Here is a 20,855-nt window from a genome sequence, read left to right as displayed (position 1 = left end):
CCATGAATCAGTCCGCGCAGGCCCTGGCCGCTTACCCTGTTGACGCCCCCGTTGCCAAACCGGCAACCGCTGCGATCAAGCTTCAAGTCGAAGGCATCCACAAACGTTACGGCGACCACGAAGTGCTCAAGGGCGTGTCCCTCAATGCACGCAACGGCGACGTCATCAGCCTGATCGGCGCCAGCGGTTCGGGCAAAAGCACGATGCTGCGCTGCATCAACTTTCTCGAACAGCCGGACGCCGGGGTCATCACCCTCGATGGCATCAGCATCGAAATGCGCCAGGGCCGCGCCGGCACCCGCGCGCCGCACCAGGAACAACTGCAAAACCTGCGCACACGCCTGGCCATGGTGTTCCAGCACTTCAACCTGTGGAGCCACATGACCGTGCTGGAAAACATCACCATGGCCCCGCGCCGGGTGTTGGACGTGAGCGCGGCAGAGGCGGAAAAACGCGCACGCCTGTACCTGGACAAGGTCGGCCTGCCCGGCCGCGTGGCCGATCAATACCCGGCGTTTCTGTCCGGCGGCCAGCAACAACGCGTGGCCATCGCAAGGGCATTGGCGATGGAGCCGGAAATTATTCTGTTCGATGAACCGACCTCAGCGCTGGACCCGGAACTTGTAGGAGAAGTCCTCAAAGTCATACAGACGTTGGCCGAGGAAGGTCGTACCATGCTGATGGTCACCCACGAAATGGGCTTTGCCCGCCAGGTGTCCAGCCAAGTGCTGTTTTTGCACCAGGGCCGAGTCGAGGAACAAGGCGGCGCCGAGATCCTCGACCATCCCAACAGCGAACGCTTGCAGCAATTTCTTTCCAACCGTTTGAAGTGAACTCATGGATACCAAGGCCAACGGACCCCACTCTTCGCCCACGCTGGACCGCATCGATGAGGCGATCATCGACGTGTTGCGCCACCAGGGGCGTATCACCTACGAAAAGCTTTCCTCGCTTGTACACCTGACACCCAGGCCGTGCCTGGAACGGGTGCGCAAGCTGGAGCGACGCGGGGTGATCCGTGGTTATGGGGCGATCATCGATGTGCAGATGGTCTCGCCAGGGCTGTCGCTGCTGGTGCTGGTGGCCTTGTCCAATCAGAGCGGGCGCTCGGCGCAGAAGGCCTTTGAGGCCTGCGTCAAAGCCTGCCCGCAGGTGTTCGAGTGCCAACTGATCAGCGGGCCGTTCGACTACAGCTTGCGCATGCGCTGCCGGGATATGGAGCATTACCGGGTGCTGACGGAGACCTGGCTGAACAACGATGAGCTGCACATCGATAAGTTGGTGGCGCATCCGGAGTTGGCGGTAGTCAAAAACACCGCGACCGAACTGGCCTGAAACCCACGCTAGATCGTTCCCACGCTCCGCGTGGGAATGCATCCAGTGACGCTCCGCGTCACGACCTCAAAGCAGACGCGGAGCGTCCAGGGCGGCATTCCCACGCAGAGCGTGGGAACGATCATCGAGCCAGCTCCCACATTTTTAACTGTGCCCGCTTGAGATTTTCTTGCCCGGCCTGGCCCCGATCAGCTTCGCCTGCCCATAGATCGTTCCCACGCTCCGCGTGGGAATGCATCCAGTGACGCTCCGCGTCACGACCTCAAAGCAGACGCGGAGCGTCCAGGGCGGCATTCCCACGCAGAGCGTGGGAACGATCATCGAGCCAGCTCCCACATTTTTAACTGTGCCCGCTTGAGATTTTCTTGCCCGGCCTGGCGCCAATAAGCTTCGCCTGCCCATAGATCGTTCCCACGCTCCGCGTGGGAATGCATCCAGTGACGCTCCGCGTCACGACCTCAAAGCAGACGCGGAGCGTCCAGGGCGGCATTCCCACGCAGAGCGTGGGAACGATCATCGAGCCAGCTCCCACATTTTTAACTGTGCCCGCTTGAGATTTTCTTGCCCGGCCTGGCCCCGATCAGCTTCGCCTGCCCATCCTTCTGCTTGCCCGTGCGCGCCTCGCTGATCAACCCCGGTATCAGCTTGCCCTCCGGCAGATTCTTCCAGAACCGGCTGGGCAAATGCCCTTCCATCACTTTGGGGTTTAACCGCGCCGGGTTGAAGATATGGCTGTAATAGGTCAGCCACATCGCACTGTGTGGGTCTTCGACATTTTGCGCCAACTGTTGCCATGCCTCAGGGCACTGGCGTTGATGAATCAACTGCTCACCGTCGTAATACACACCGTCCAAAGGCGTTGCGATCATCCAGCGATGGCGGCCCATGCGCCCGACAAAATGCTGGCTGGCGGACTTCAAGATGTCATGGGCCGGCTCATGCCACGCCACATACTCAGGCAACTGCGGGCCGGCCTGCGCAGGCAAGGCAATAAACCGCACAAACGCATGCAGGTGATGGGCCTCGCGGCTGACCTGTTTGATGCGCCGCTGTAACTCACTGCCCAACTTGTCCCCGGCCAGCATCGCGGTGCGGTCGCCATGGCTGACACGCCACAACACCTCATACAACAGGCTCCAACGCTGATCACCGTGGTAACACGCGGCCGATTCCAACAACTCCAGCAACGCCTTGGGGATTCGTGCCTGAAACGGCCCGAGCTGCTCAGGCACAGGCTCGTCCGTGGCAAACAGGTCCGCCACTTCGGCCTCACCCCAGCTCACCTGGCTGGGGTCGACCTGATGGCTGAGCAGCCAGCGCGCCTGCTCGCGCCAGGTGCTGAACAGGTTGTCGCATTCCAGGCTGATCATCCCCACAGCCCCATTTGTTGCGGCTGAGGGCGATCGCGCAATTGCTCGCGCAGCAGCACGCTGGTGCTGTCTGCCTGTTGCGGGTGGTAGTCGCTGGTGATGAAAAACGGCTTGGCCTTGGCCAGCACGCAACGCATGCGCGCCAGGTCTTCAAAGCGAATTTTGCGTTCGCGGCGCAGGTCGACCAGGCGCTGGGTGGTGCGCAGGCCAATGCCGGGGATACGCGCGATCAGCGTGGGTTCGGCGCGGTTCAGGTCCAGCGGGAACACCTCGCGGTGCTCCAGCGCCCAGGCCAGCTTGGGGTCGATATCCAGCGCCAGATGGCCTGGGCCTTCGAACAGCTCATTGGCGCTGAAACCGTAACTGCGCAGCAGAAAGTCGGCCTGGTACAGGCGGTGTTCACGCATCAGCGGCGGCGCGGCCAGCGGCACACTTTTGGGGCTGTTGGGGATGGGGCTGAACGCCGAGTAATACACGCGCCGCAGCTTGTAGTTGCCATACAGTGCCTCGGCACCGTGCAGGATGGTGCTGTCGTCGGTGTCATCGGCGCCGACGATCATCTGCGTGCTCTGCCCCGCTGGCGCAAAACGCGGTGCGCGCGGCTCGTTGAACACCGTCTGCTCGCCGGTGTAGATGGTCTGCATGGCTTGCTTGATCGAGCCGATCTGCTTCTCCGGCGCCAGGGTTTGCAGGCTGGCGTCGGTGGGCAACTCGATGTTCACGCTGAGGCGATCGGCATAACGCCCGGCTTCGACGATCAGCGCAGGGTCGGCTTCGGGAATGGTCTTGAGGTGGATGTAACCGCGAAAGTCATGCTCTTCGCGCAACAGTTTGGCGACTCGAACCAGTTGCTCCATGGTGTAGTCGGCCGAGCGGATGATGCCGGAGCTGAGAAACAGCCCGCTGACGCAATTGCGTTTGTAGAAGTCCAGGGTCAGGGTAACCACCTCCTCCGGGCTGAAACGCGCACGGGGCACGTCGCTGGAGCGGCGGTTGACGCAGTATTGGCAGTCGTACAGGCAGAAATTGGTGAGCAACACCTTGAGCAACGACACACAACGCCCGTCCGGCGTGTAGCTGTGGCAAATGCCCATGCCATCGGTAGAACCCAGCCCGGCCTTGCCCTCGGAGCTGCGCTTGGGCGCGCCACTGCTGGCGCAGGAAGCGTCGTACTTGGCGGCGTCGGCGAGGATGCTGAGTTTTTCGATCAACTGCATGAAGGGCTACCGATACTGGTTTTTTGTACAGTACCAATAGCCCGACGTTGTCACAAGTGCCGTCTGTAGGAGCGCGCCTTTTGTGGCGAGGGAGCTTGCTCCCGCTGGGCTGCGAAGCGGCCCCAAAAACGTGCGGGCGCTACGCACCCGAACGGGAGCAAGCTCCCTCGCCACAGTAATCAGCTGGCAGTGGCCAGCAGTAAATCCTGCACCGAGCGCGCCTTGCCACGGTGACGATCGTTTTCATACAACGAGGCGGCAATCTCATCGGCCCGAATCGGCAGTACCGACAGCAAGGTGTCGCTCAAACCATGGCTGGCCTGGCTGAACCCCTGGATATAGATACCGGCCTTGCAGCGCTCGTCGGTGACGATCCGATAGTCGCGGGCCACTTCGAAGTCGCCCATATAGGCTTGCAGGGGCGCCAGCAGTTCGCGGTGCATCTGGCGCTCATAGCCGGTGGCCAGGATCACCGCGTCGTAATGGCTCACGCTGGTGTCGCCGTTGGCGTTGTTGCGCAGCACCAGTTCGATGCCCAGCGGCCCGGCCGTGGCTTGCTCGACCACGGTCATGGTGCGGAAGGCCTGGCGGTTGATACCGGAGACTTTCTGGCGGTAAAAAATCCCGTAGATGCGCTCGATCAGGTCCAGGTCGACCACCGAATAGTTGGTGTTCTGGTACTCGGCCACCAGGCGCTCACGCTCGGCGCCGACTTGCTGGAACACCAGGTCGGTAAAGGCCGGCGAGAACACTTCGTTGACGAATGGGCTGTCGTCCGCCGGTTTGAGCGCCGAACCGCGCAGGATCATGTCCACCTGCACCGACGGGAAGCTGTCGTTGAGGTCGATAAAGGCTTCGGCCGCGCTCTGCCCGCCGCCGATGATGGCAATGCGCATAGGCTTGCCGTCCACGCACGGCTGCTGGGCCATGCGCTCGAGGTATTGGGAATGGTGAAACACCCGGCCGTCGTCCTTGAGCGCCTTGAACGCCTCCGGCACACGTGGCGTGCCGCCGGCGCTGACCACCACCGAACGGGTGGTGCGCACATGCTGTTCGCCCTGGGCATCACGGGAAATTACGCGCAACGCTTCAACCTGCTGCTGGTGCAGGATCGGCTCGATGGCCAGCACTTCCTCGCCATACCGCGCCTGGGCCTGGAACTGCCCGGCGACCCAGCGCAGGTAGTCGTTGTACTCCATGCGGCACGGATAGAAAGTGCCCAGGTTGATGAAGTCCACCAAACGGTCGTGGGCCTTCAGGTAGTTGACGAACGAGTACGGGCTGGTGGGGTTGCGCAGCGTCACCAGATCCTTGAGGAACGAAATCTGCAGTTCGCTCTGGGTGACCAGGGTATTGCCGTGCCAGCGGTAGTCGGCCTGCTTGTCGAGAAACACCACGTCCAGTTTGCCCTGGGCTTTTTCACGCTCCTGCAGGGCGATGGCCAGCGCCAGGTTCGAAGGGCCGAAACCGATCCCGATCAGATCGTGAACCGCGGGCGAAGCAATTGCCTGTGTCATTCCAGTGTCCTCTGGATAAGCCCCTTGGCGGTGGGGCGGGAATACCTGCAAAGCCTGAACAACAGGCCATGTGTTGATAGGAAACGAGGACAATGAAATAAAATTTAACTGATCTGTGATCAGTGCGCGTCCCACTCACGCATGCGCACCCGGCAATGCTTCATGGCGTTGACGATATGTTTTTCCACCAGGCTGCGGGAAATGCTCAGGCGCTCGGCGATCTGCGGGTGAGAAAGGCCGTCGAGCTTGCGCAGCAGGAAGCTGTCGCGGCAGGCGCTGGGCAGCTCGGCCAGGGCACGTTCGAGCAGGGCCAGGCGCTGGGCCTGATCGTGGCTGGCGTGGGGCGAACTGGTGGCGAAGCGTTCTTCGCTGTCCAGCACCTCCAGCGGCTCGGACTGGCGCAAGGCATTGCGCCGATGGCCGTCGATCACCAGGTTCAGCGCAGTACGGTACAAAAACGCGCGCGGCTGTTCGATCGGCGTGTCGCTGGCGCGCTCCAGTACTCGCACGTAGGCGTCATGCACCACATCTTCGGCCACCTGACGGTTGCCCAGCTTGGCGTTGAGGAAACACACCAGCTCGCGATAGTAGTTTTCCAACATGACTCCCGACCGTCTGGGGGGACGGCATCAGTTCCTTGAGTGCTTACGAAGACAGGCCATGGATGATGGCAGTTTGAGTGCGTGCAATTTATAGTAATTCTCATCTACTTTTAAAGAAGTCTTGCATCAACCGTCGATTTTTTTATTCGACAGAGCTGTTACTACCTATGTAAGCGCCTAAATCGTCGGGCAATTTTCTCGTATAACTGTCAGCCCTCCGCTAACTGCGGTCCACACTTCCCGGCTGGAACCAACGCATGAAACGCCCTCGCCCCGCCCGACGCGCCCTGCTGGTTGTCGCGTGCCTGATTCCCATCGTTGCCCTGGCGGCCTGGCAGATACTGCCGCCGGGCCGCGACAGCCTCGCCACTGTCACCGTCACTCGCGGCAATATCGAAAACAGCGTCACGGCGCTGGGCACCCTGCAACCACGCCGGTATGTCGATGTGGGCGCACAGGCATCCGGGCAGATCCGCAAGATCCATGTCGAGGCCGGTGACCAGGTCAAAGAAGGCCAGTTGCTGGTCGAAATCGACCCGGCCACGCAGCAGGCCAAGCTCGATGCCAGCCGCTATGCCATCGACAACCTCAAGGCCCAGTTGCAGGAGCAGAAAGCCCAGCACCAACTGGCGCGCCAGAAATACCAGCGCCAGCAACGCCTGGTGGCCGGCAACGCCACCCGCGAAGAAGACGTGCAAACCGCCAAGGCCGAGCTGAGTGCCACCCAGGCACGGGTCGACATGTTTCAGGCGCAGATCCGCCAGGCCCAGGCCAGCTTGCGCAGCGACGAGGCCGAATTGGGCTATACACGCATCTTCGCGCCGATGAGCGGCACGGTGGTGGCGGTGGATGCGCGGGTCGGCCAGACCCTCAACGCCCAGCAGCAGACCCCGTTGATCCTGCGTATCGCCAAGTTGTCGCCGATGACCGTATGGGCCGAGGTCTCCGAAGCCGACATCGGCCACGTCAAACCCGGCATGACCGCCTATTTCACCACGCTCAGCGGCGGCGGCCGGCGCTGGACCAGTACCGTGCGCCAGATCCTGCCGATCCCGCCCAAGCCCCTGAATGAAACCAGCCAGGGCAACGGCAGCCCCAGCAGCACCAGCAAAAGCGGGAGCGGTCGCGTGGTGCTCTACACCGTGCTGCTGGATGTGGACAACGCCGACAATGCCCTGATGGCCGAAATGACCACCCAAGTTTTTTTCGTCGCCAGCCAGGTCAAGGATGTGCTCACCGTGCCGGTTGCGGCCTTGCTCGGCAGCCACGGCACCGATAAACAGACCGCCCGCGTCGTGGCCAAAAACGGCTCAATCGAAGAACGCGACGTGCGCCTGGGCATCAGTGACCGTTTGCGCGTCGAAGTGTTGGACGGCCTCAGCGAGGGCGACCACGTGTTGATCGGCCCAGCCGACGGCAATGGGGGTTGAGTTGACCACGCCGCTGATCGAACTCAAGAACATCCGCAAATCCTACGGCGGCGGTGACAGCCCGCAGGTCGACGTGTTGCGCGGCATCGACCTGTCGATCCACGCCGGGGAATTCGTCGCCATTGTCGGCGCCTCCGGCTCCGGCAAGTCCACGCTGATGAACATCCTCGGCTGCCTCGACCGCCCTTCCGAGGGTGACTACCTGTTCGCCGGCGAAAACGTCGCGCACCTGGGCAGCGACGAACTGGCCTGGCTGCGCCGCGAGGCCTTTGGGTTTGTGTTCCAGGGCTACCACCTGATTCCGTCCGGTTCGGCCCAGGAAAACGTCGAGATGCCGGCGATCTATGCCGGCATCAGCGCCACCGAGCGGCATGCCCGCGCCAAGGCCCTGCTCACGCGCCTGGGCCTGGCCGACCGCACCGCCAACCGCCCGCACCAACTCTCCGGCGGCCAGCAGCAACGGGTGTCGATCGCCCGCGCCCTGATGAACGGCGGGCATATCATCCTCGCCGACGAACCCACCGGCGCCCTCGACAGCCACAGCGGCGCCGAGGTGATGACGCTGCTGGACGAACTGGCGAGCCAGGGCCATGTGGTGATCCTGATTACCCACGACCGCGAAGTCGCGGCGCGGGCCAACCGCATCATCGAGATTCGTGACGGCCAGATCATCAGCGACTCGGCGCACAGTGACACCCATGTACCGGCCATGGCCAACAGCGACGCGCTGCAAGCCGTCGACCTGCGCCAGCGCCTGGCCGACGGTGCCGAGCACAACGGTGCCTGGAAAGCCGAACTGCTCGATGCGGTCCGCGCGGCCTGGCGAGTGATGTGGATCAATCGTTTTCGCACCGCGCTGACGCTGCTGGGGATCGTGATTGGCGTGGCGTCCGTGGTGGTGATGCTGGCCGTCGGCGAAGGCAGCAAGCGCCAGGTGATGGCGCAGATGGGCGCGTTCGGCTCCAATATCATTTACCTCAGCGGCTCCTCGCCCAACCCGCGCACGCCGCCGGGTATCGTGACCCTCAACGATGTCGCGGCACTGGCGATGTTGCCCCAGGTCAAGCGCATCATGCCGGTCAACGGCAACGACGCCGGGGTTCGCTTTGGCAACCTGGATTACCTGGCCTATGTGGGTGGCAACGACGTCAACTTCCCCGAAATTTTCAACTGGCCGGTGGTCGAGGGCAGCTATTTCACCCAGGAAGACGAGCGCGCCGGCGCCACCGTCGCGGTCATCGGCCACCGTATCCGCGAAAAGCTGTTCAAAAACGTCGCCAGCCCGATCGGCCAATACATCCTGATCGAAAACGTGCCTTTCCAGGTCATCGGCGTCCTCGCCGAAAAAGGCTCCGCCTCCGGCAATAAAGACAGCGATGACCGGGTCGCCATCCCGTATACCGCCGCCAGCGTGCGCCTGTTCGGCACTTATAACCCCGAATACGTGGCGATTGCCGCCGCCGATGCGCGCAAGGTCCATGAGGCTGAAATGGCCATTGATCAACTGATGCTCAAGCTGCACAACGGTAAACGTGACTACCAGTTGACCAACAACGCCGCGATGATCCAGGCCGAAGCCCGCACGGCCAACACGCTGTCGCTGATGCTCGGTTCGATTGCGGCGATTTCCCTGCTGGTGGGCGGGATCGGTGTAATGAACATCATGCTGATGACCGTGCGTGAACGCACCCGCGAAATAGGCATTCGCATGGCCACCGGCGCGCGCCAGCGCGACATCCTGCGCCAGTTCCTCACCGAGGCGGTGATGCTCTCGGTGGTTGGCGGCCTGTTCGGCATCGCCCTCGCGCTGCTGGTGGGCGGCGTGCTGGTACTGGCCGAGGTGGCGGTGCAATTTTCCCTGGTGGCGGTGTTTGGCGCGTTTGGCTGTGCGCTGGTCACCGGTGTCGTATTCGGCTTTATGCCGGCCCGTAAAGCTGCCCGGCTCGATCCGGTTAAGGCGTTGACCAGTGAATAAACGATCTTCCCTGCTGGGCGTATGCCTGTTGCTCAACGCCTGTACCGGCAACCCGCCGAGCGTCGACAGCGGCCTCGCGCCGCCGCCCGCCTGGCAGTACGCCGAACGCGATGCCACGCAGGCGACCAACCAACGCTGGTGGACACACTTCGGCAGCCCGCCGCTCAACCGCCTGATCGACCAGGCGCGACGCGACAGTTATGACGTGGCCGCCGCCATGGCACGCGTGCGCCAGGCCCAGGCGAGTGCGGTAATTGCCGGGGCGCCGTTGTTACCTGAGGTCAAGTTCAACCTCACCGCCAGCCGTGAAAAACTGCTGCGCGGCAGCGGCAATGCCTCCTTGGACGCCACCGACAGCAACAAGACCGTCGACAGTTTCGGTGCCAACCTCTCAGCCAGCTATGAACTGGACTTCTGGGGCGGCCGCGTTGCCGCCCGCGACAGCGCCCTGCAAAGCCTGCGCGCCAGTGAGTTCGACCAGGCCACCGTGGAGCTGACCCTGCTCAGCAACGTCGCCGACCGCTACGCGCAAACCCTCGCCGCGCAGCAACGCCAGCAGATCGCCGAGCTGAACCTGGCCAATGCGCGCAACGTGCTGGACCTGGTGCAAACCCGCTACAGCGCAGGCTCCGCCACCGCCCTGGAGTTGGCCCAACAGAAAAGCCTGGTGGCCGGCCAACAACGGCAATTGCCGCTGATTGCGCAAGTGGCCGAAGAATCGCGGATCACCCTCGCCGCCCTGCTCGGTCAACCCGTACAAGCCCTGGACCTGGGCACCGAGCCGTTCCAGGCGCTGACCTGGCCAACCATTGGCCCGGGCGTGCCGAGCCAATTGCTCAGTCGTCGCCCCGACCTGGCCCGCGCCGAGGCGCAACTGGCGGCGGCCAGTGCCGACGTCACGGTGGCACGCGCAGCGATGCTGCCCAGCGTAACCTTGGGCGCGACAGTTGGCTCCGGCGCCTATAAAGCTGAAGACATCCTGCGCAGCCCGTTCTACAACCTGACCTCGGGGCTGGTCGCGCCGATCTTCAACAATGGCCGATTAAGCGCCGAGCGCGACAAGGCTCGCGCCCGCCAGGATGAACTGCTGCAAACCTATCGCGGTGCGATCATCAACGGCTTTGCCGATGTGGAGAAAGCCCTCAGCAGCATCACGCGCCTGGACCAGCAACGCCAATGGCAGGCCGAGGAGCTGCAACAGGCCCAGGCCGCCTTCCAGATCTCCGAGAGCCGCTACCAGGCAGGCGCCGAGGACTTGCTGACGGTGCTGGAAACCCAACGCACCTTGTATGCGGCCCAAGACTCGAACGTGCAACTGCGGCTGTCGCGGCTGCAAGCCAGCATTGCCTTGTACAAAGCGCTGGGCGGCGGCTGGGATACGCAGATCCGACAATAAAACTGTAAACTCCTACACAAAGCGTTTATTCGCCCTACATTCTTCGACCCTGGGTCCTTGGTAAAAAAGCCGTCCTCATACGGCAGCCCGGACCCTCCTGATGAAACCCAGCGTTCTGGTAAAAAACCTGGCGTGTATCGGCCTCTGGCTGATCGCCGGCCAGGCGTTGCCCGAGCCGCTGATCGCGCCGACCGCGATTGACTGGCTGCTGGATTGCCCCTTCCCCGCCCAGGAGCGGCCGGACCCCGAAGTGCTGGAACGCACCCAATGCGCCAGTGTGAATGTGCCCCGCGACTATGCCGCGCCCAAACGCGGCAGTGTGCGCCTGGCCCTGACCCGCGTGGGCGCCCGCCAGCCGCTCAGCCGTGAAGGCGTGGTGTTTATCCAGGGTGGCGAGCCGCCAAAGGGCCAAGGCGCAACCTTCGCCCTGCACCTGACCAGCCGTTGGGAGTCCTATGCTACCCAGGCCTATCGCACCTTGACCAACCGCTATGACGTGATCGAACTGAGCCCCCGTGACCTGAGCCAGCCCAGCGGCGTAGAGCAAGCGGCGCGTGATATGGAGTATGTGCGCGCCCAACTCGGCGAGGCCCAGCTCAATTACCTCGGCAACGCGCAGGCCACTCGCCTCGGCAGCCGCTATGCCGCGCTGTTTCCCGAGCGCGTCGCACGCATGGTGCTGGTCAATGCCGAGCAGGCCGAGCCGGTCGCTGCCGGCATCGAGCAATTGCTGCTCAAAGAGCCAGCCCGGCCTGGCACCGCCGCCGGGTGCATTAACCGCTGGGTCGGCGATTTTCTCGTATTCGGCAAACAGCCGCCCGCGTCCACACGCTGCCTCGACCTCGGCAGCTGGGAATAACCCGCGCATTTGCGACCACTTCAGGCCGAAAACGACACCTTGCGTTGACGATCCGGCTCAATCGTTATTAAGTGCTATTAATCCGCATTAATAGGATCAATAGAACAGCATGCTCAGCCGCCCGCTACGACGCAAACGCCAGAAGCTTTCCGATGTGATTGTCGAGTCGGTCAAACGCTCGATCGTCACCGACGCGCTCAAGCCCGGCGACCGCCTGCCTACCGAGCGCGAGCTGATGGAAAGCTTCCAGTGCTCCAAAGGCTCGGCCCGTGAAGCGCTCAAGGCCCTGGAAGTGGAAGGCCTGGTGAGCACACGCACCGGCCCCAGTGGTGGCGCCTACCTGAACCAGGCCGGCACTGAACCGGCCAGCCGCGCGTTGCGTAACTACCTGCACTTCCAGCACCTGGATGGCGAGCAGGTGTACCAACTGCGCAAGGTCATCGAGGTAGAACTGGCAGTATCGGTGCTGGGTCGTTTGAGCGAAGACGACTATCAAGCCCTGCAAGACAACGTGGATTTTTGCAGCGCACCCGAAGACAGCGAAGCCGGCCAGCGCGAACAGCGCCTGGCGGAACTGGAGTTCCACAACCTGTTGGCCAAGGCCTGCCCCAACCCGCTGCTGAGCTTTATGGCGCAGTTTCTCAACGACCTGTTGCGCGACCTGGTGGTGCTGAAAAAAGCCTACAAGCCCAAGCGCAAACAGTTTGACGCGGCCAACCTGGACTATCACAAGCAGTTGCTGCTGGCCTTTCGCGCCGGTGATGAAACGGCCGTGCGCAACCTGATGCATGAACATATGTGCGACGCCGAACACCACATGACGGCGCTGGAAGGCGAGGTCAGCCCGCACTTTTTGCTGGAGTTTGATCATAGCTGAGGCGCACCCCATCCCAATATGAAAACCCAATCAATGTGGGAGCTGGCTTGCCTGCGATGCGGGCGCCTCGGTGTATCAGTTGAACCTGACTGATTCCATCGCAGGCAAGCCAGCTCCCACACTTGAGCCGGTTCCAACCGTTAGACCGTTTCACCCAATTCAATAACAGGCCTGCCCACAGGCCCTTGCTCCACCGTATCGCCCTTGCCGCTCCTGCCAATAACTAAACCAGGGAGTCACCCCATGCAGCGTCGTACGTTGTTGAAAGCCAGTCTTACCGCCGCAGCCGCGCTCAGCCTTCCGCTGAGTGTGCGCTCTGCATTCGCCGCCGAGCCTTTTACCTTTTACGGCCTCAAGTCCATGTCCGGCGCGTTTGCCAGCTATGGCAAGTTTGCCGACATGGGTTCGCGCCTGGCGGTGGAACAGCACCCCGAGTTACTCGGCCGCCCGCTCAACTACAAGGTCATCGACACCGAAGGCAATGCCGGCAAAGCCGTGCGCAAGGTCCAGGAAGCGATCCAGCAGGACGGCGCGCGGTTCTTCCAGGGCTGCACGTTGTCGTCCTCCGCGCTGGCGGTGGCCAAGGAAGTCGACAAGGTCGGCGGCGTGTTCATGACCCCGGTGGGCGCCGATGAAGTCACCGGCAAAGACTGCAACAAGGCGACCTTCCGCTGGTCGGTGCCCACCTACGGCGCGATCCGCGAAACCATGCTGCCGCTGATCAAGCTGCTGCCCAACGCCAAGCGCTGGTACACCATCACCCCGCAGTACGTGTTTGGCGAAGCCTTGCTCGAAGGCGCGAAAACCGTGCTCAAAGACAACGGGCTGGAACACGTCGGCAACAGCTACCACTCATTGCAGGAACAGGAATTCTCCGGCTACCTGACCAACGCCATCGCCGCCAAACCCGATGTGCTGGTACTGCTCAACTTCGGCAGCCAGTCGTCCAACACCCTGCGCCAGGCGGTGAACTTCGGTATCAAGGAGCGCATGAAAGTGCTGCTGGTATGGTCCGCCGGGCTCGACCAGTTCCAGGAACTGGGCAGCGACGTGCTCGAAGGCGTGTACCTCGGCGCCCAGTATTGGCACCAGGTCGACACCCCGCTCAACCGTGAACTGGTCAAGCTCACTCAAGCCAAATACGGCATCAACCCCACCTACCCGCTGGCGGCTGATTACATCAGCACCAAAGTCATGCTGGAAACCATCATCAGCACCGGCAGCTTCGACGGCCCGACCGTGGCCAAAGCCCTGCAAGGCTTGAGCTACGAAGGCCCGACCGGCAAGGAGTCGATCCGCGCCGGCGACCATCAGGTGATCAAGGATTACTACCTGCTGATCGGCAAAGCCGCCGGCGACATGGCCGACAAGGACGACCTGGCCAAGGTGCTCAGCGCCGGGCAATCGTTCCCGCCGGTCGAGGCGACGGGCTGCACGCTCGCCTGATCCCCTGAATTGCTTAGCGCAGGGCCGCGCGAGCGGCTGCCTGCCGAGGGTTTCTGCATGCTTAATCTTTACCTGTTCCAGATCCTCAACGGCCTTGGGTTGGGGATGATCTACTTCCTGATCGCGGTCGGGCTGACGATCATTTTCGGCCTGCTCAACTTCGTCAACTTCGCCCACGGCGCGTTCTTTCTGCTGGGTGCGTACATCTGCTACACCGCCGTAAGCCTCACCGGCAACTTCTGGCTGGCGCTGCTGATCGCGCCGCTGGTGGTGGCCGCGCTGGCGTGGGTGATCGAGCGATTGTTGATCCAGCGGATTTACCACTTGCCACACATGTTCCAGATTCTGGTGACCCTGGGGATCGCGCTGATCATCCAGGAAGCCAGCGTGATGATCTGGGGCCCGGTGGGCAAAAGTGTCGCCGTGCCTGAACTGCTGCGCGGCGTGCTGGTGGTGGGCGATTTCGTCTACCCCTACTACCGCCTGTTTCTCATCGTGTTTTCCGCGCTGATCGGCCTGGCCTTGTGGCTGCTGCTGGAGCGCACGCGCTTCGGCGCCCTGGTGCGCGCCGGCAGTGAAAGCACCGAAACCGTGTCGCTGCTGGGCACCAATATCTTCCGTCTGTTTTCCATGACCTTTGCCCTCGGCGTGGCCCTGGCCGGTGTCGCGGGTGTGCTGTTTGCACCGTTGCGCGGCGCGCAACCCTTTGTCGGCCCGGAGATCCTCGGCGTGGCCTTCGTGGTGGTGGTGATCGGCGGCATGGGCTCGTTCAGCGGTGCGCTGGTCGGCGGTTTGCTGGTGGGCGTGGTGCAAAGCCTGATGACCACACTCTGGCCCCAAGGCGCGAGCCTGATGATCTACGGCGCGATGGCCGTGGTGATTCTGGTACGCCCTTACGGCCTGTTCGGGAGAGCCTGACATGAGCGAGAAAAACCCCCTGCCGTTTGCCAAAACCCAATCCAAAGCCATGTTGCTGTGGGTGCTGGCGGTGCTGATCGGCTTGCCGTTGATTCTGCCCTCGGCCACCCTGGCCACCGAGATCCTGATCTTTGCCCTCGCCGCGCTGGCCTGCAACCTGTTGCTGGGCTACACCGGGCTGTTGTCGTTCGGCCAAGGCATCTTCTTTGGTGCCGGTGCGTATTGCGCGGCGCTGCTGATGATCCACCTGCAACTGGGCTTGTTCACCGCGTTGCTCGGCGCGGCCATTGCCGGTGGTTTCCTGGCGCTTCTGGTCGGCGCGCTGGCAATCCGGCGCACCGGCATTTACTTCGTGATGCTCACGTTGGCATTCAGCCAGATGGCCTACTTCGTCGCCTACACCTTGAGCGACTGGACCGGCGGCGACAACGGCCTGCTCAGTGTGCCGCGCCCGGAAATCCGCATCGGTGACACCGTGCTGCTGTCGCTGGCCGATGCCCGGGTGTTCTATGGCTTTGTCGCGGTGCTGTTCCTGCTGATCTTTATCGGCGCGCGCCGAGTGATCACCTCGCCATTCGGCAGCACCTTGATGGCGATCCGCGAAAACGAAACCCGCGCCTCGGCCATCGGCTATGACACGCGCCACTTCAAGATCCTGGTGTTCGTGCTGTCCGGCGCGGTCACCGGCATCGCCGGGGCGCTGTACGCGATGCTGCTGCACTTTGTGCCGCTGTCGAACATCGACCTGGCGATGTCCGAGAACATCCTGATCATGACCATCGTCGGCGGCACCGGCTCGCTGTTCGGCTCATTGCTGGGCGCAGGCTCCATCGTGCTGTTGGGGGACTTCCTCTCCGACCTGTGGCCACGCTGGCTGATGCTGCTGGGTGTGATCCTGATCTTTGTGGTGATCTTCATGCGCGGCGGCTTGTGGGGCGGCCTCGCGTCGTTGTTCGAACGGGTACGCGGCAGCCGCAAGACCGCCGTCGTCGCCAAGGAGGAAGGGCTATGAGCATCCTGCTGGAAACCAAAGACCTGGAACTGGCCTATGGCGCGTTCCATGCGGTCAACGGCGTCAACCTCAAGGTCGAAGCCGGCACCATTCACACCATTATCGGCCCCAACGGCGCGGGCAAGACCAGCCTGTTTCACTGCCTCACCGGCGAGCGCCAGGCCACCGCCGGGGCGATTCATTTTGACGGCAAGAACCTGATACGCAAACCGGCCCACGGCCGTGTGGGCCTGGGCATGGCGCGCTCGTTCCAGCTCACCAGCCTGTTCCAGAACCTCAGCGTGCGCGAAAACCTGCGCCTGGCCGCCCAAGGCCGCGACGGTGCGCGGGCGCTGAACTTCTGGCGCCGCGTCGACAGCAAGCGCGAGCACCTGGAGATGGCCGATCAAGTCCTCGAACGCCTGCAACTGACCCGCCGCGCCGACACCCTGGCGGGCGAGTTATCCCACGGCCAGCAACGCGTGCTGGAGGTGGGCATGTCGATCTGCTCCAAACCCAAACTGCTGATGCTCGACGAGCCCACGTCGGGCATGGGCATCGATGACATTCCGATCATGACCCAGCTGATCAGCGACCTTGGCCGCGACCACACGGTGCTGTTGATCGAACACAACATGAGCATTGTCATGTCCATCAGCCAACGCATCACCGTGATGAGTCACGGGCAGATTCTGGTGGAGGGCACGCCGGAATTCGTGCGTGCCGATGAGCGTGTGCGTACGGCTTATCTTGGGGAGGCTGCCTGATGCTGATTGTCGAGAATATCCATTCCTACTATGACAAGAGCCATGTGCTCGAAGGCGTGTCGCTCACGGTCAATCCCGGCGAACTGGTGACGCTGCTGGGCCGAAATGGCGCGGGCAAGACCACCACGCTGCGCAGCATCCTCGGGATTATCTGCCCGCGCCAGGGCCAGATTCACTTCAACGGCCAGGCGTTGGTGGGCCAGAAGATCTTTGAAATCGCCCGTCAGGGCTTGGCGCTGGTGCCGGAGAACCGCGGGATTTTCCGCCTGCTGACGGTCGAGGAAAACCTGCGTATCGCCGTGCGCAAGACCAGCCGCTGGCAACTCGAAGACGTGTACGGCATGTTCCCGCGCCTCAAGGAACGGCGTAAAAACGCCGGCCACGCACTGTCCGGCGGCGAGCAACAGATGCTCGCCATCGCCCGCGCGCTGCTCAACGACCCCAAGCTGCTGATCCTCGACGAACCCACCGAAGGCCTGGCGCCGGTGATCGTTGACGAGTTGGTGAAAATCCTGCGCAAGGTCAAGGACGACGGCCTGCCGGTGTTGCTGGTGGAACAGAACCTGATGGTCTGCGACAAGCTCGCCGACCGCCATTACGTGCTCGAACAGGGCCGCGTCGTATACGAGGGCAGCGCCGCTGACTTCCGCGCCGACCCGACCATCAAGAACCGCTACCTGGCCCTGAGTGCCTGACCGGAGATTTGCACATGAATAGTTTTGCGCAACCGCTCAAGAGCAATGCCCCGCTGATCAACCGCGACCGCTTGTGGCAATCGTTGATGGACCTGGCCCAGCTTGGCGCCACGGTCAAAGGCGGCGTGTGCCGCCTGGCCCTTACCGACCTCGACCGCCAGGCCCGCGACCTGTTTGTGCAATGGTGCGAGGCTGCCGGGTGCAGTGTCAGTGTCGATGCCATTGGCAATATCTTTGCGCGGCGTGCCGGACGCAATCCCGCCCTGCCCCCGGTGATGACCGGCAGCCATATCGACACCCAGCCCACCGGCGGCAAGTTCGACGGCTGCTACGGCGTGATGGCCGGGCTGGAAGTGATCCGCACCTTGAATGACCTGAATATTCAGACCCAGGCCCCCATCGAGGTGGTGGTGTGGACCAACGAAGAAGGCTCGCGCTTTCCGCCGTGCATGATGGGTTCCGGGGTGTTTGCCGGCAAGTTCGACTTGCAGGACACCCTCGACAAACTCGATGACCAAGGCCTGTCCGTGGGCGCCGAATTGCAGCGCATCGGCTACGCCGGCTCCCGCGCGGTGCTTGGCCACCCGGTCGGCGCATATTTCGAGGCGCATATCGAGCAAGGCCCGGTGCTGGAAGACCGCGCCACCACCATCGGCGTGGTCATGGGCTGCCTCGGCCAGAAGTGGTTCGACCTGACCCTTACCGGCGTCGAAGCCCACGCCGGCCCAACGCCCATGCACCTGCGCAAGGACGCCCTGGTGGGCGCCGCCGAAGTGGTCAGCGCGGTCAACCGCATCGCCCATCAACAGCAACCGCACGCCTGCGGCACGGTCGGTTGCCTGAACCTGCACCCCGGCTCGCGCAATGTGATTCCAGGCCAGGTGCACATGACCATCGACCTGCGCCACCTGCATGCCGACAAACTGCAAGCCATGGTCGATGAAGTGCGCGGCGTGATCGAAGCCACCTGCGCCCGGCATGGCCTGACCTTTGAACTGACGCCCACCGCCGACTTCCCGCCGCTGGACTTCAACCCAGCCTGCGTCAACGCCGTGCGTGACGGTGCGCAGGCATTGGGCTTGAGCCACATGGACATCGTCAGTGGCGCCGGGCATGACGCGATTTTCGTCGCCAAACTCGGCCCGGCCGGGATGATCTTTGTGCCGTGCGAAGGCGGCATCAGCCATAACGAAATCGAAAACGCCGCGCCGGATGACCTGGCGGCGGGCTGCGCGGTGCTGCTGCGCGCCATGGTCAACGCGGCGCAGGGAGAGGTGGCATGAGTGAGATTGGCCAACTGACGGCGGTGCAACTGCTGCAGCATTTTCGCGACAAGACCCTGTCACCGGTAGACGTCACTGAAGACGCTCTGCTGCGGATCGAGCGCTATAACCCGGTGGTGAACGCCTATTGCCACGTAGACCCTGAAGGCGCATTGAACGCTGCGCGGGCCTCGGAACAACGCTGGTTGAAAGGTGAACCCTGCGGCGCACTGGACGGCGTGCCTGCCTCGATCAAAGACCTGACGCTGACCATTGGCATGCCCACCCGCAAGGGTTCGCGCACCTCCTCTGCCGACGGGCCGTGGGATGTGGATGCGCCCTTCTCGGCTTTTATGCGCAAAGCCGGCGCGGTGCTGCTGGGCAAGACCACCACGCCGGAATTCGGTTGGAAAGGCGTCACCGACAACCCGCTGTACGGCATCACGCGCAACCCGTGGGACACGCGCACCACAGCGGGCGGTTCGTCGGGTGGCGCCGGTGCGGCGGCGGCGCTGAACCTGGGCGTGCTGCACCAGGGCAGCGATGCCGGTGGCTCGATCCGCATTCCCTGTGCGTTCACCGGTACGTTCGGCATCAAGCCAACTTTCGGGTATGTGCCGCAGTGGCCGGCCAGTTCCATGACGATTTTGTCGCACCTGGGGCCGATGACCCGCACGGTGGAAGACACGGTACTGATGCTGCAAACCGTGGCCCAACCGGATGCGCGTGATGGCCTGATCGGGGCGCCGCGCCATACGCCGTGGTTGCCGGGCGCTACGGATTTGAAGGGTTTACGCGTGGCCTACAGTCCCACGTTCGGGTATGTGGACGTGGACCCACAGGTGGCCAAAGTGGTCGCCCAGGCGGTTGAGGGTTTGGTACAGCTGGGGGCGCATGTCGAGCAGATCGACCCAGGTTTCAGCGACCCGCTGGAGGTATTCAGCACCTTGTGGGCAGCCGGTGCGGCTCGCCTCACGGGCTCCATGAGTGATGCGCAAAAACAATTGCTGGACCCCGGTTTGCTGCGTATTGCCGAACACGGCCAGCAGTTAAGCCTCGGCGATTTTAACGACGCCCTTGAAGCCCGCGCGGCGTTGGTGGCAAGGATGGCGGCGTTTCATGAGCATTATGATGTGCTGGTCTCGCCGATGATGCCGATTACAGCGTTTGCAGCTGGGCATAATGTGCCGCCGGGTTCGTCGATGAAAGAATGGATGGAGTGGACGCCGTTTACTTATCCCTTCAATTTGACGCAGCAACCGGCAGCTTCGGTGCCCTGCGGGTTGGCAGCGAATGGTTTGCCGGTGGGCTTGCATGTGGTGGCTGCGCGGTTTGCGGATGAGCAGGTGTTGAGGGTGTGTCAGGCCTATGCCAAAGCCTTCCCTACTGAACACCTTGAAGCACCGCGGGTGCTCTGAACCCTGCATGTGCGGTCGCATCCGGCTTATAATCCGCGCTTCATTTTTTGTTGCGCGGGTTGTTTTAGATGCTATTTACAAGGACTTTTATGGCGAGTGCAGTGCTCGCCGTCCTGCCGGTTATGGTCCATGCCACAGCGTTGGACTTGAGCTACGAAGCGCCTGTGCTTGAGGCGGTGCCACACGATGCACCGGCGACGGCGAAATCGTTGTTCCCGGTTCAGACCCAGGCGCCGGTGACGTTTGAGTACAAGTGCAAGGGGCCGCGTTGTCAGTATGAGGATGACCTGGAGCAGCGGCACGAAGACCAGACCACGCAGAGTTGGTCCATCGGTATTCACTAGGGTTCGGCCTGCCTTGGGCTGAAATGCAATCATCAACTGTGGGAGCTGGCTTGCCTGCGGTAGCGGTTTGGCGGGGTGTTTGGTCGGGGTACATATCCATTGCTGCGGTAACGGCGGCCTATGGTTTCGCTCTTACAGCGACTCACTTTTCGAAGGACCGAAAAGTAAGCAAAAGGTCCTCGCCCCAACACTCGGTGCCTCGCTGTGGCTCGGCATGCCCGCAATCCGCCAGTGATTTGGGGGGCCGCCGCGATGGGCCATCCTTGGCCCAGCGCGGCTAAACCGGCATCCCTGCCGGTTTACCCCCCAAATCCCTGTCGAATTCCGGCCATCGTGTTTGACGGGGCGATTTCAGATCAAGATCAAAAGCGCAGATCAAAAGACCGCTGACTTCGTCATCGAAAAGGATGTAAGGGCCGGAGCAACAGCAACAGCA

General features: G+C 62.6%; 19 protein-coding genes. 15 read left to right on the top strand and 4 right to left on the bottom strand.

Annotation, left to right across the window (positions count from 1 at the left end):
* The first annotated feature begins 2 nt into the window (after positions 1 to 2).
* Both HBO41_RS25000 and HBO41_RS24995 read left to right on the top strand, forming a co-directional pair.
* Positions 3 to 833, top strand: coding sequence for an ABC transporter ATP-binding protein (locus HBO41_RS25000; protein WP_178111031.1), 831 nt, complete (start codon positions 3 to 5; stop codon positions 831 to 833).
* Between the two features lie 4 nt (positions 834 to 837).
* Positions 838 to 1,335 (top strand): Lrp/AsnC family transcriptional regulator, encoded by a 498-nt coding sequence (locus tag HBO41_RS24995; protein WP_003192319.1) that lies wholly within the window; start codon positions 838 to 840, stop codon positions 1,333 to 1,335.
* Positions 1,336 to 1,871: 536 nt separating this feature from the next.
* Here HBO41_RS24995 and HBO41_RS24990 read toward each other — a convergent pair.
* The 4 genes from HBO41_RS24990 to HBO41_RS24975 form a co-directional block, all read right to left on the bottom strand.
* Positions 1,872 to 2,705: a TIGR03915 family putative DNA repair protein gene (locus HBO41_RS24990; protein ID WP_017136265.1), complete on the bottom strand. Its 834-nt coding sequence runs from the start codon at positions 2,703 to 2,705 to the stop codon at positions 1,872 to 1,874.
* Positions 2,702 to 3,922 carry a putative DNA modification/repair radical SAM protein gene (locus tag HBO41_RS24985; RefSeq protein WP_017136266.1) on the bottom strand — a complete coding sequence of 407 codons (1,221 nt, stop codon included), beginning with the start codon at positions 3,920 to 3,922 and terminating at the stop codon, positions 2,702 to 2,704. The genes HBO41_RS24990 and HBO41_RS24985 overlap by 4 nt, the downstream gene beginning before the upstream one ends.
* 179 nt (positions 3,923 to 4,101) lie before the next feature.
* On the bottom strand, positions 4,102 to 5,439 hold the full coding sequence (locus HBO41_RS24980) for a lysine N(6)-hydroxylase/L-ornithine N(5)-oxygenase family protein (protein ID WP_017136267.1): 1,338 nt from the start codon (positions 5,437 to 5,439) through the stop codon (positions 4,102 to 4,104).
* Positions 5,440 to 5,558: 119 nt separating this feature from the next.
* On the bottom strand, positions 5,559 to 6,041 hold the full coding sequence (locus tag HBO41_RS24975; RefSeq protein WP_017136268.1) for a sigma-70 family RNA polymerase sigma factor: 483 nt from the start codon (positions 6,039 to 6,041) through the stop codon (positions 5,559 to 5,561).
* 257 nt (positions 6,042 to 6,298) lie between these two features.
* Here HBO41_RS24975 and HBO41_RS24970 point away from each other — a divergent pair, with 257 nt between their 5' ends.
* From HBO41_RS24970 to HBO41_RS24910, 13 genes are all read left to right on the top strand, one after another.
* Positions 6,299 to 7,471 carry an efflux RND transporter periplasmic adaptor subunit gene (locus HBO41_RS24970; RefSeq protein WP_169988125.1) on the top strand — a complete coding sequence of 391 codons (1,173 nt, stop codon included), beginning with the start codon at positions 6,299 to 6,301 and terminating at the stop codon, positions 7,469 to 7,471.
* Complete coding sequence (locus HBO41_RS24965) at positions 7,461 to 9,446, top strand: MacB family efflux pump subunit (RefSeq protein ID WP_169988122.1); 1,986 nt, start codon at positions 7,461 to 7,463, stop codon at positions 9,444 to 9,446. Before HBO41_RS24970 ends, HBO41_RS24965 begins: the two co-directional genes overlap by 11 nt.
* Positions 9,439 to 10,842: an efflux transporter outer membrane subunit gene (locus HBO41_RS24960; protein WP_169988120.1), complete on the top strand. Its 1,404-nt coding sequence runs from the start codon at positions 9,439 to 9,441 to the stop codon at positions 10,840 to 10,842. Before HBO41_RS24965 ends, HBO41_RS24960 begins: the two co-directional genes overlap by 8 nt.
* Before the next feature lie 100 nt (positions 10,843 to 10,942).
* On the top strand, positions 10,943 to 11,701 hold the full coding sequence (locus tag HBO41_RS24955) for an alpha/beta fold hydrolase (protein ID WP_017136272.1): 759 nt from the start codon (positions 10,943 to 10,945) through the stop codon (positions 11,699 to 11,701).
* Positions 11,702 to 11,810: 109 nt separating this feature from the next.
* Positions 11,811 to 12,578, top strand: a complete 768-nt coding sequence (locus HBO41_RS24950) for a FadR/GntR family transcriptional regulator (protein WP_017136273.1) — start codon at positions 11,811 to 11,813, stop codon at positions 12,576 to 12,578.
* Between the two features lie 243 nt (positions 12,579 to 12,821).
* A complete protein-coding gene (locus tag HBO41_RS24945; RefSeq protein ID WP_099549984.1) occupies positions 12,822 to 14,024 on the top strand; it encodes an ABC transporter substrate-binding protein in 1,203 nt (400 codons plus the stop codon).
* Between the two features lie 57 nt (positions 14,025 to 14,081).
* A complete protein-coding gene (locus HBO41_RS24940) occupies positions 14,082 to 14,942 on the top strand; it encodes a branched-chain amino acid ABC transporter permease (RefSeq protein ID WP_056861341.1) in 861 nt (286 codons plus the stop codon).
* 1 nt (position 14,943) lies between these two features.
* Positions 14,944 to 15,954, top strand: coding sequence for a branched-chain amino acid ABC transporter permease (locus tag HBO41_RS24935; RefSeq protein WP_169988118.1), 1,011 nt, complete (start codon positions 14,944 to 14,946; stop codon positions 15,952 to 15,954).
* A complete protein-coding gene (locus tag HBO41_RS24930) occupies positions 15,951 to 16,700 on the top strand; it encodes an ABC transporter ATP-binding protein (RefSeq protein WP_017136277.1) in 750 nt (249 codons plus the stop codon). The genes HBO41_RS24935 and HBO41_RS24930 overlap by 4 nt, the downstream gene beginning before the upstream one ends.
* Complete coding sequence (locus tag HBO41_RS24925) at positions 16,700 to 17,395, top strand: ABC transporter ATP-binding protein (RefSeq protein ID WP_017136278.1); 696 nt, start codon at positions 16,700 to 16,702, stop codon at positions 17,393 to 17,395. Before HBO41_RS24930 ends, HBO41_RS24925 begins: the two co-directional genes overlap by 1 nt.
* Before the next feature lie 14 nt (positions 17,396 to 17,409).
* The gene (locus HBO41_RS24920; protein WP_169988115.1) at positions 17,410 to 18,678 is read left to right on the top strand and encodes a Zn-dependent hydrolase; all 1,269 of its coding nucleotides are present in this window, start codon (positions 17,410 to 17,412) and stop codon (positions 18,676 to 18,678) included.
* Positions 18,675 to 20,075, top strand: a complete 1,401-nt coding sequence (locus HBO41_RS24915; RefSeq protein ID WP_169988113.1) for an amidase — start codon at positions 18,675 to 18,677, stop codon at positions 20,073 to 20,075. Before HBO41_RS24920 ends, HBO41_RS24915 begins: the two co-directional genes overlap by 4 nt.
* 89 nt (positions 20,076 to 20,164) lie before the next feature.
* Complete coding sequence (locus tag HBO41_RS24910) at positions 20,165 to 20,419, top strand: hypothetical protein (protein WP_017136281.1); 255 nt, start codon at positions 20,165 to 20,167, stop codon at positions 20,417 to 20,419.
* The last annotated feature ends 436 nt before the right edge of the window (positions 20,420 to 20,855 follow it).

Source organism: Pseudomonas sp. WS 5146, from assembly GCF_012985495.1.
Taxonomy (GTDB): Bacteria; Pseudomonadota; Gammaproteobacteria; order Pseudomonadales; family Pseudomonadaceae; genus Aquipseudomonas; species Aquipseudomonas edaphica.
The sequence above is the reverse complement of the archived record's forward strand: the minus strand, read 5'-3'. Positions and strand labels throughout refer to the sequence as shown.

What these genes read in the sequence shown, in the direction of transcription:
- HBO41_RS25000 (WP_178111031.1), top strand. Translation starts at nt 3, where the DNA reads ATGAATCAGTCCGCGCAGGCCCTGGCCGCTTACCCTGTTGACGCCCCC.
- HBO41_RS24995 (WP_003192319.1), top strand. Translation starts at nt 838, where the DNA reads ATGGATACCAAGGCCAACGGACCCCACTCTTCGCCCACGCTGGACCGC.
- HBO41_RS24990 (WP_017136265.1), bottom strand. Translation starts at nt 2,705, where the DNA reads ATGATCAGCCTGGAATGCGACAACCTGTTCAGCACCTGGCGCGAGCAG.
- HBO41_RS24985 (WP_017136266.1), bottom strand. Translation starts at nt 3,922, where the DNA reads ATGCAGTTGATCGAAAAACTCAGCATCCTCGCCGACGCCGCCAAGTAC.
- HBO41_RS24980 (WP_017136267.1), bottom strand. Translation starts at nt 5,439, where the DNA reads ATGACACAGGCAATTGCTTCGCCCGCGGTTCACGATCTGATCGGGATC.
- HBO41_RS24975 (WP_017136268.1), bottom strand. Translation starts at nt 6,041, where the DNA reads ATGTTGGAAAACTACTATCGCGAGCTGGTGTGTTTCCTCAACGCCAAG.
- HBO41_RS24970 (WP_169988125.1), top strand. Translation starts at nt 6,299, where the DNA reads ATGAAACGCCCTCGCCCCGCCCGACGCGCCCTGCTGGTTGTCGCGTGC.
- HBO41_RS24965 (WP_169988122.1), top strand. Translation starts at nt 7,461, where the DNA reads ATGGGGGTTGAGTTGACCACGCCGCTGATCGAACTCAAGAACATCCGC.
- HBO41_RS24955 (WP_017136272.1), top strand. Translation starts at nt 10,943, where the DNA reads ATGAAACCCAGCGTTCTGGTAAAAAACCTGGCGTGTATCGGCCTCTGG.
- HBO41_RS24950 (WP_017136273.1), top strand. Translation starts at nt 11,811, where the DNA reads ATGCTCAGCCGCCCGCTACGACGCAAACGCCAGAAGCTTTCCGATGTG.
- HBO41_RS24945 (WP_099549984.1), top strand. Translation starts at nt 12,822, where the DNA reads ATGCAGCGTCGTACGTTGTTGAAAGCCAGTCTTACCGCCGCAGCCGCG.
- HBO41_RS24940 (WP_056861341.1), top strand. Translation starts at nt 14,082, where the DNA reads ATGCTTAATCTTTACCTGTTCCAGATCCTCAACGGCCTTGGGTTGGGG.
- HBO41_RS24935 (WP_169988118.1), top strand. Translation starts at nt 14,944, where the DNA reads ATGAGCGAGAAAAACCCCCTGCCGTTTGCCAAAACCCAATCCAAAGCC.
- HBO41_RS24930 (WP_017136277.1), top strand. Translation starts at nt 15,951, where the DNA reads ATGAGCATCCTGCTGGAAACCAAAGACCTGGAACTGGCCTATGGCGCG.
- HBO41_RS24925 (WP_017136278.1), top strand. Translation starts at nt 16,700, where the DNA reads ATGCTGATTGTCGAGAATATCCATTCCTACTATGACAAGAGCCATGTG.
- HBO41_RS24920 (WP_169988115.1), top strand. Translation starts at nt 17,410, where the DNA reads ATGAATAGTTTTGCGCAACCGCTCAAGAGCAATGCCCCGCTGATCAAC.
- HBO41_RS24915 (WP_169988113.1), top strand. Translation starts at nt 18,675, where the DNA reads ATGAGTGAGATTGGCCAACTGACGGCGGTGCAACTGCTGCAGCATTTT.
- HBO41_RS24910 (WP_017136281.1), top strand. Translation starts at nt 20,165, where the DNA reads ATGGCGAGTGCAGTGCTCGCCGTCCTGCCGGTTATGGTCCATGCCACA.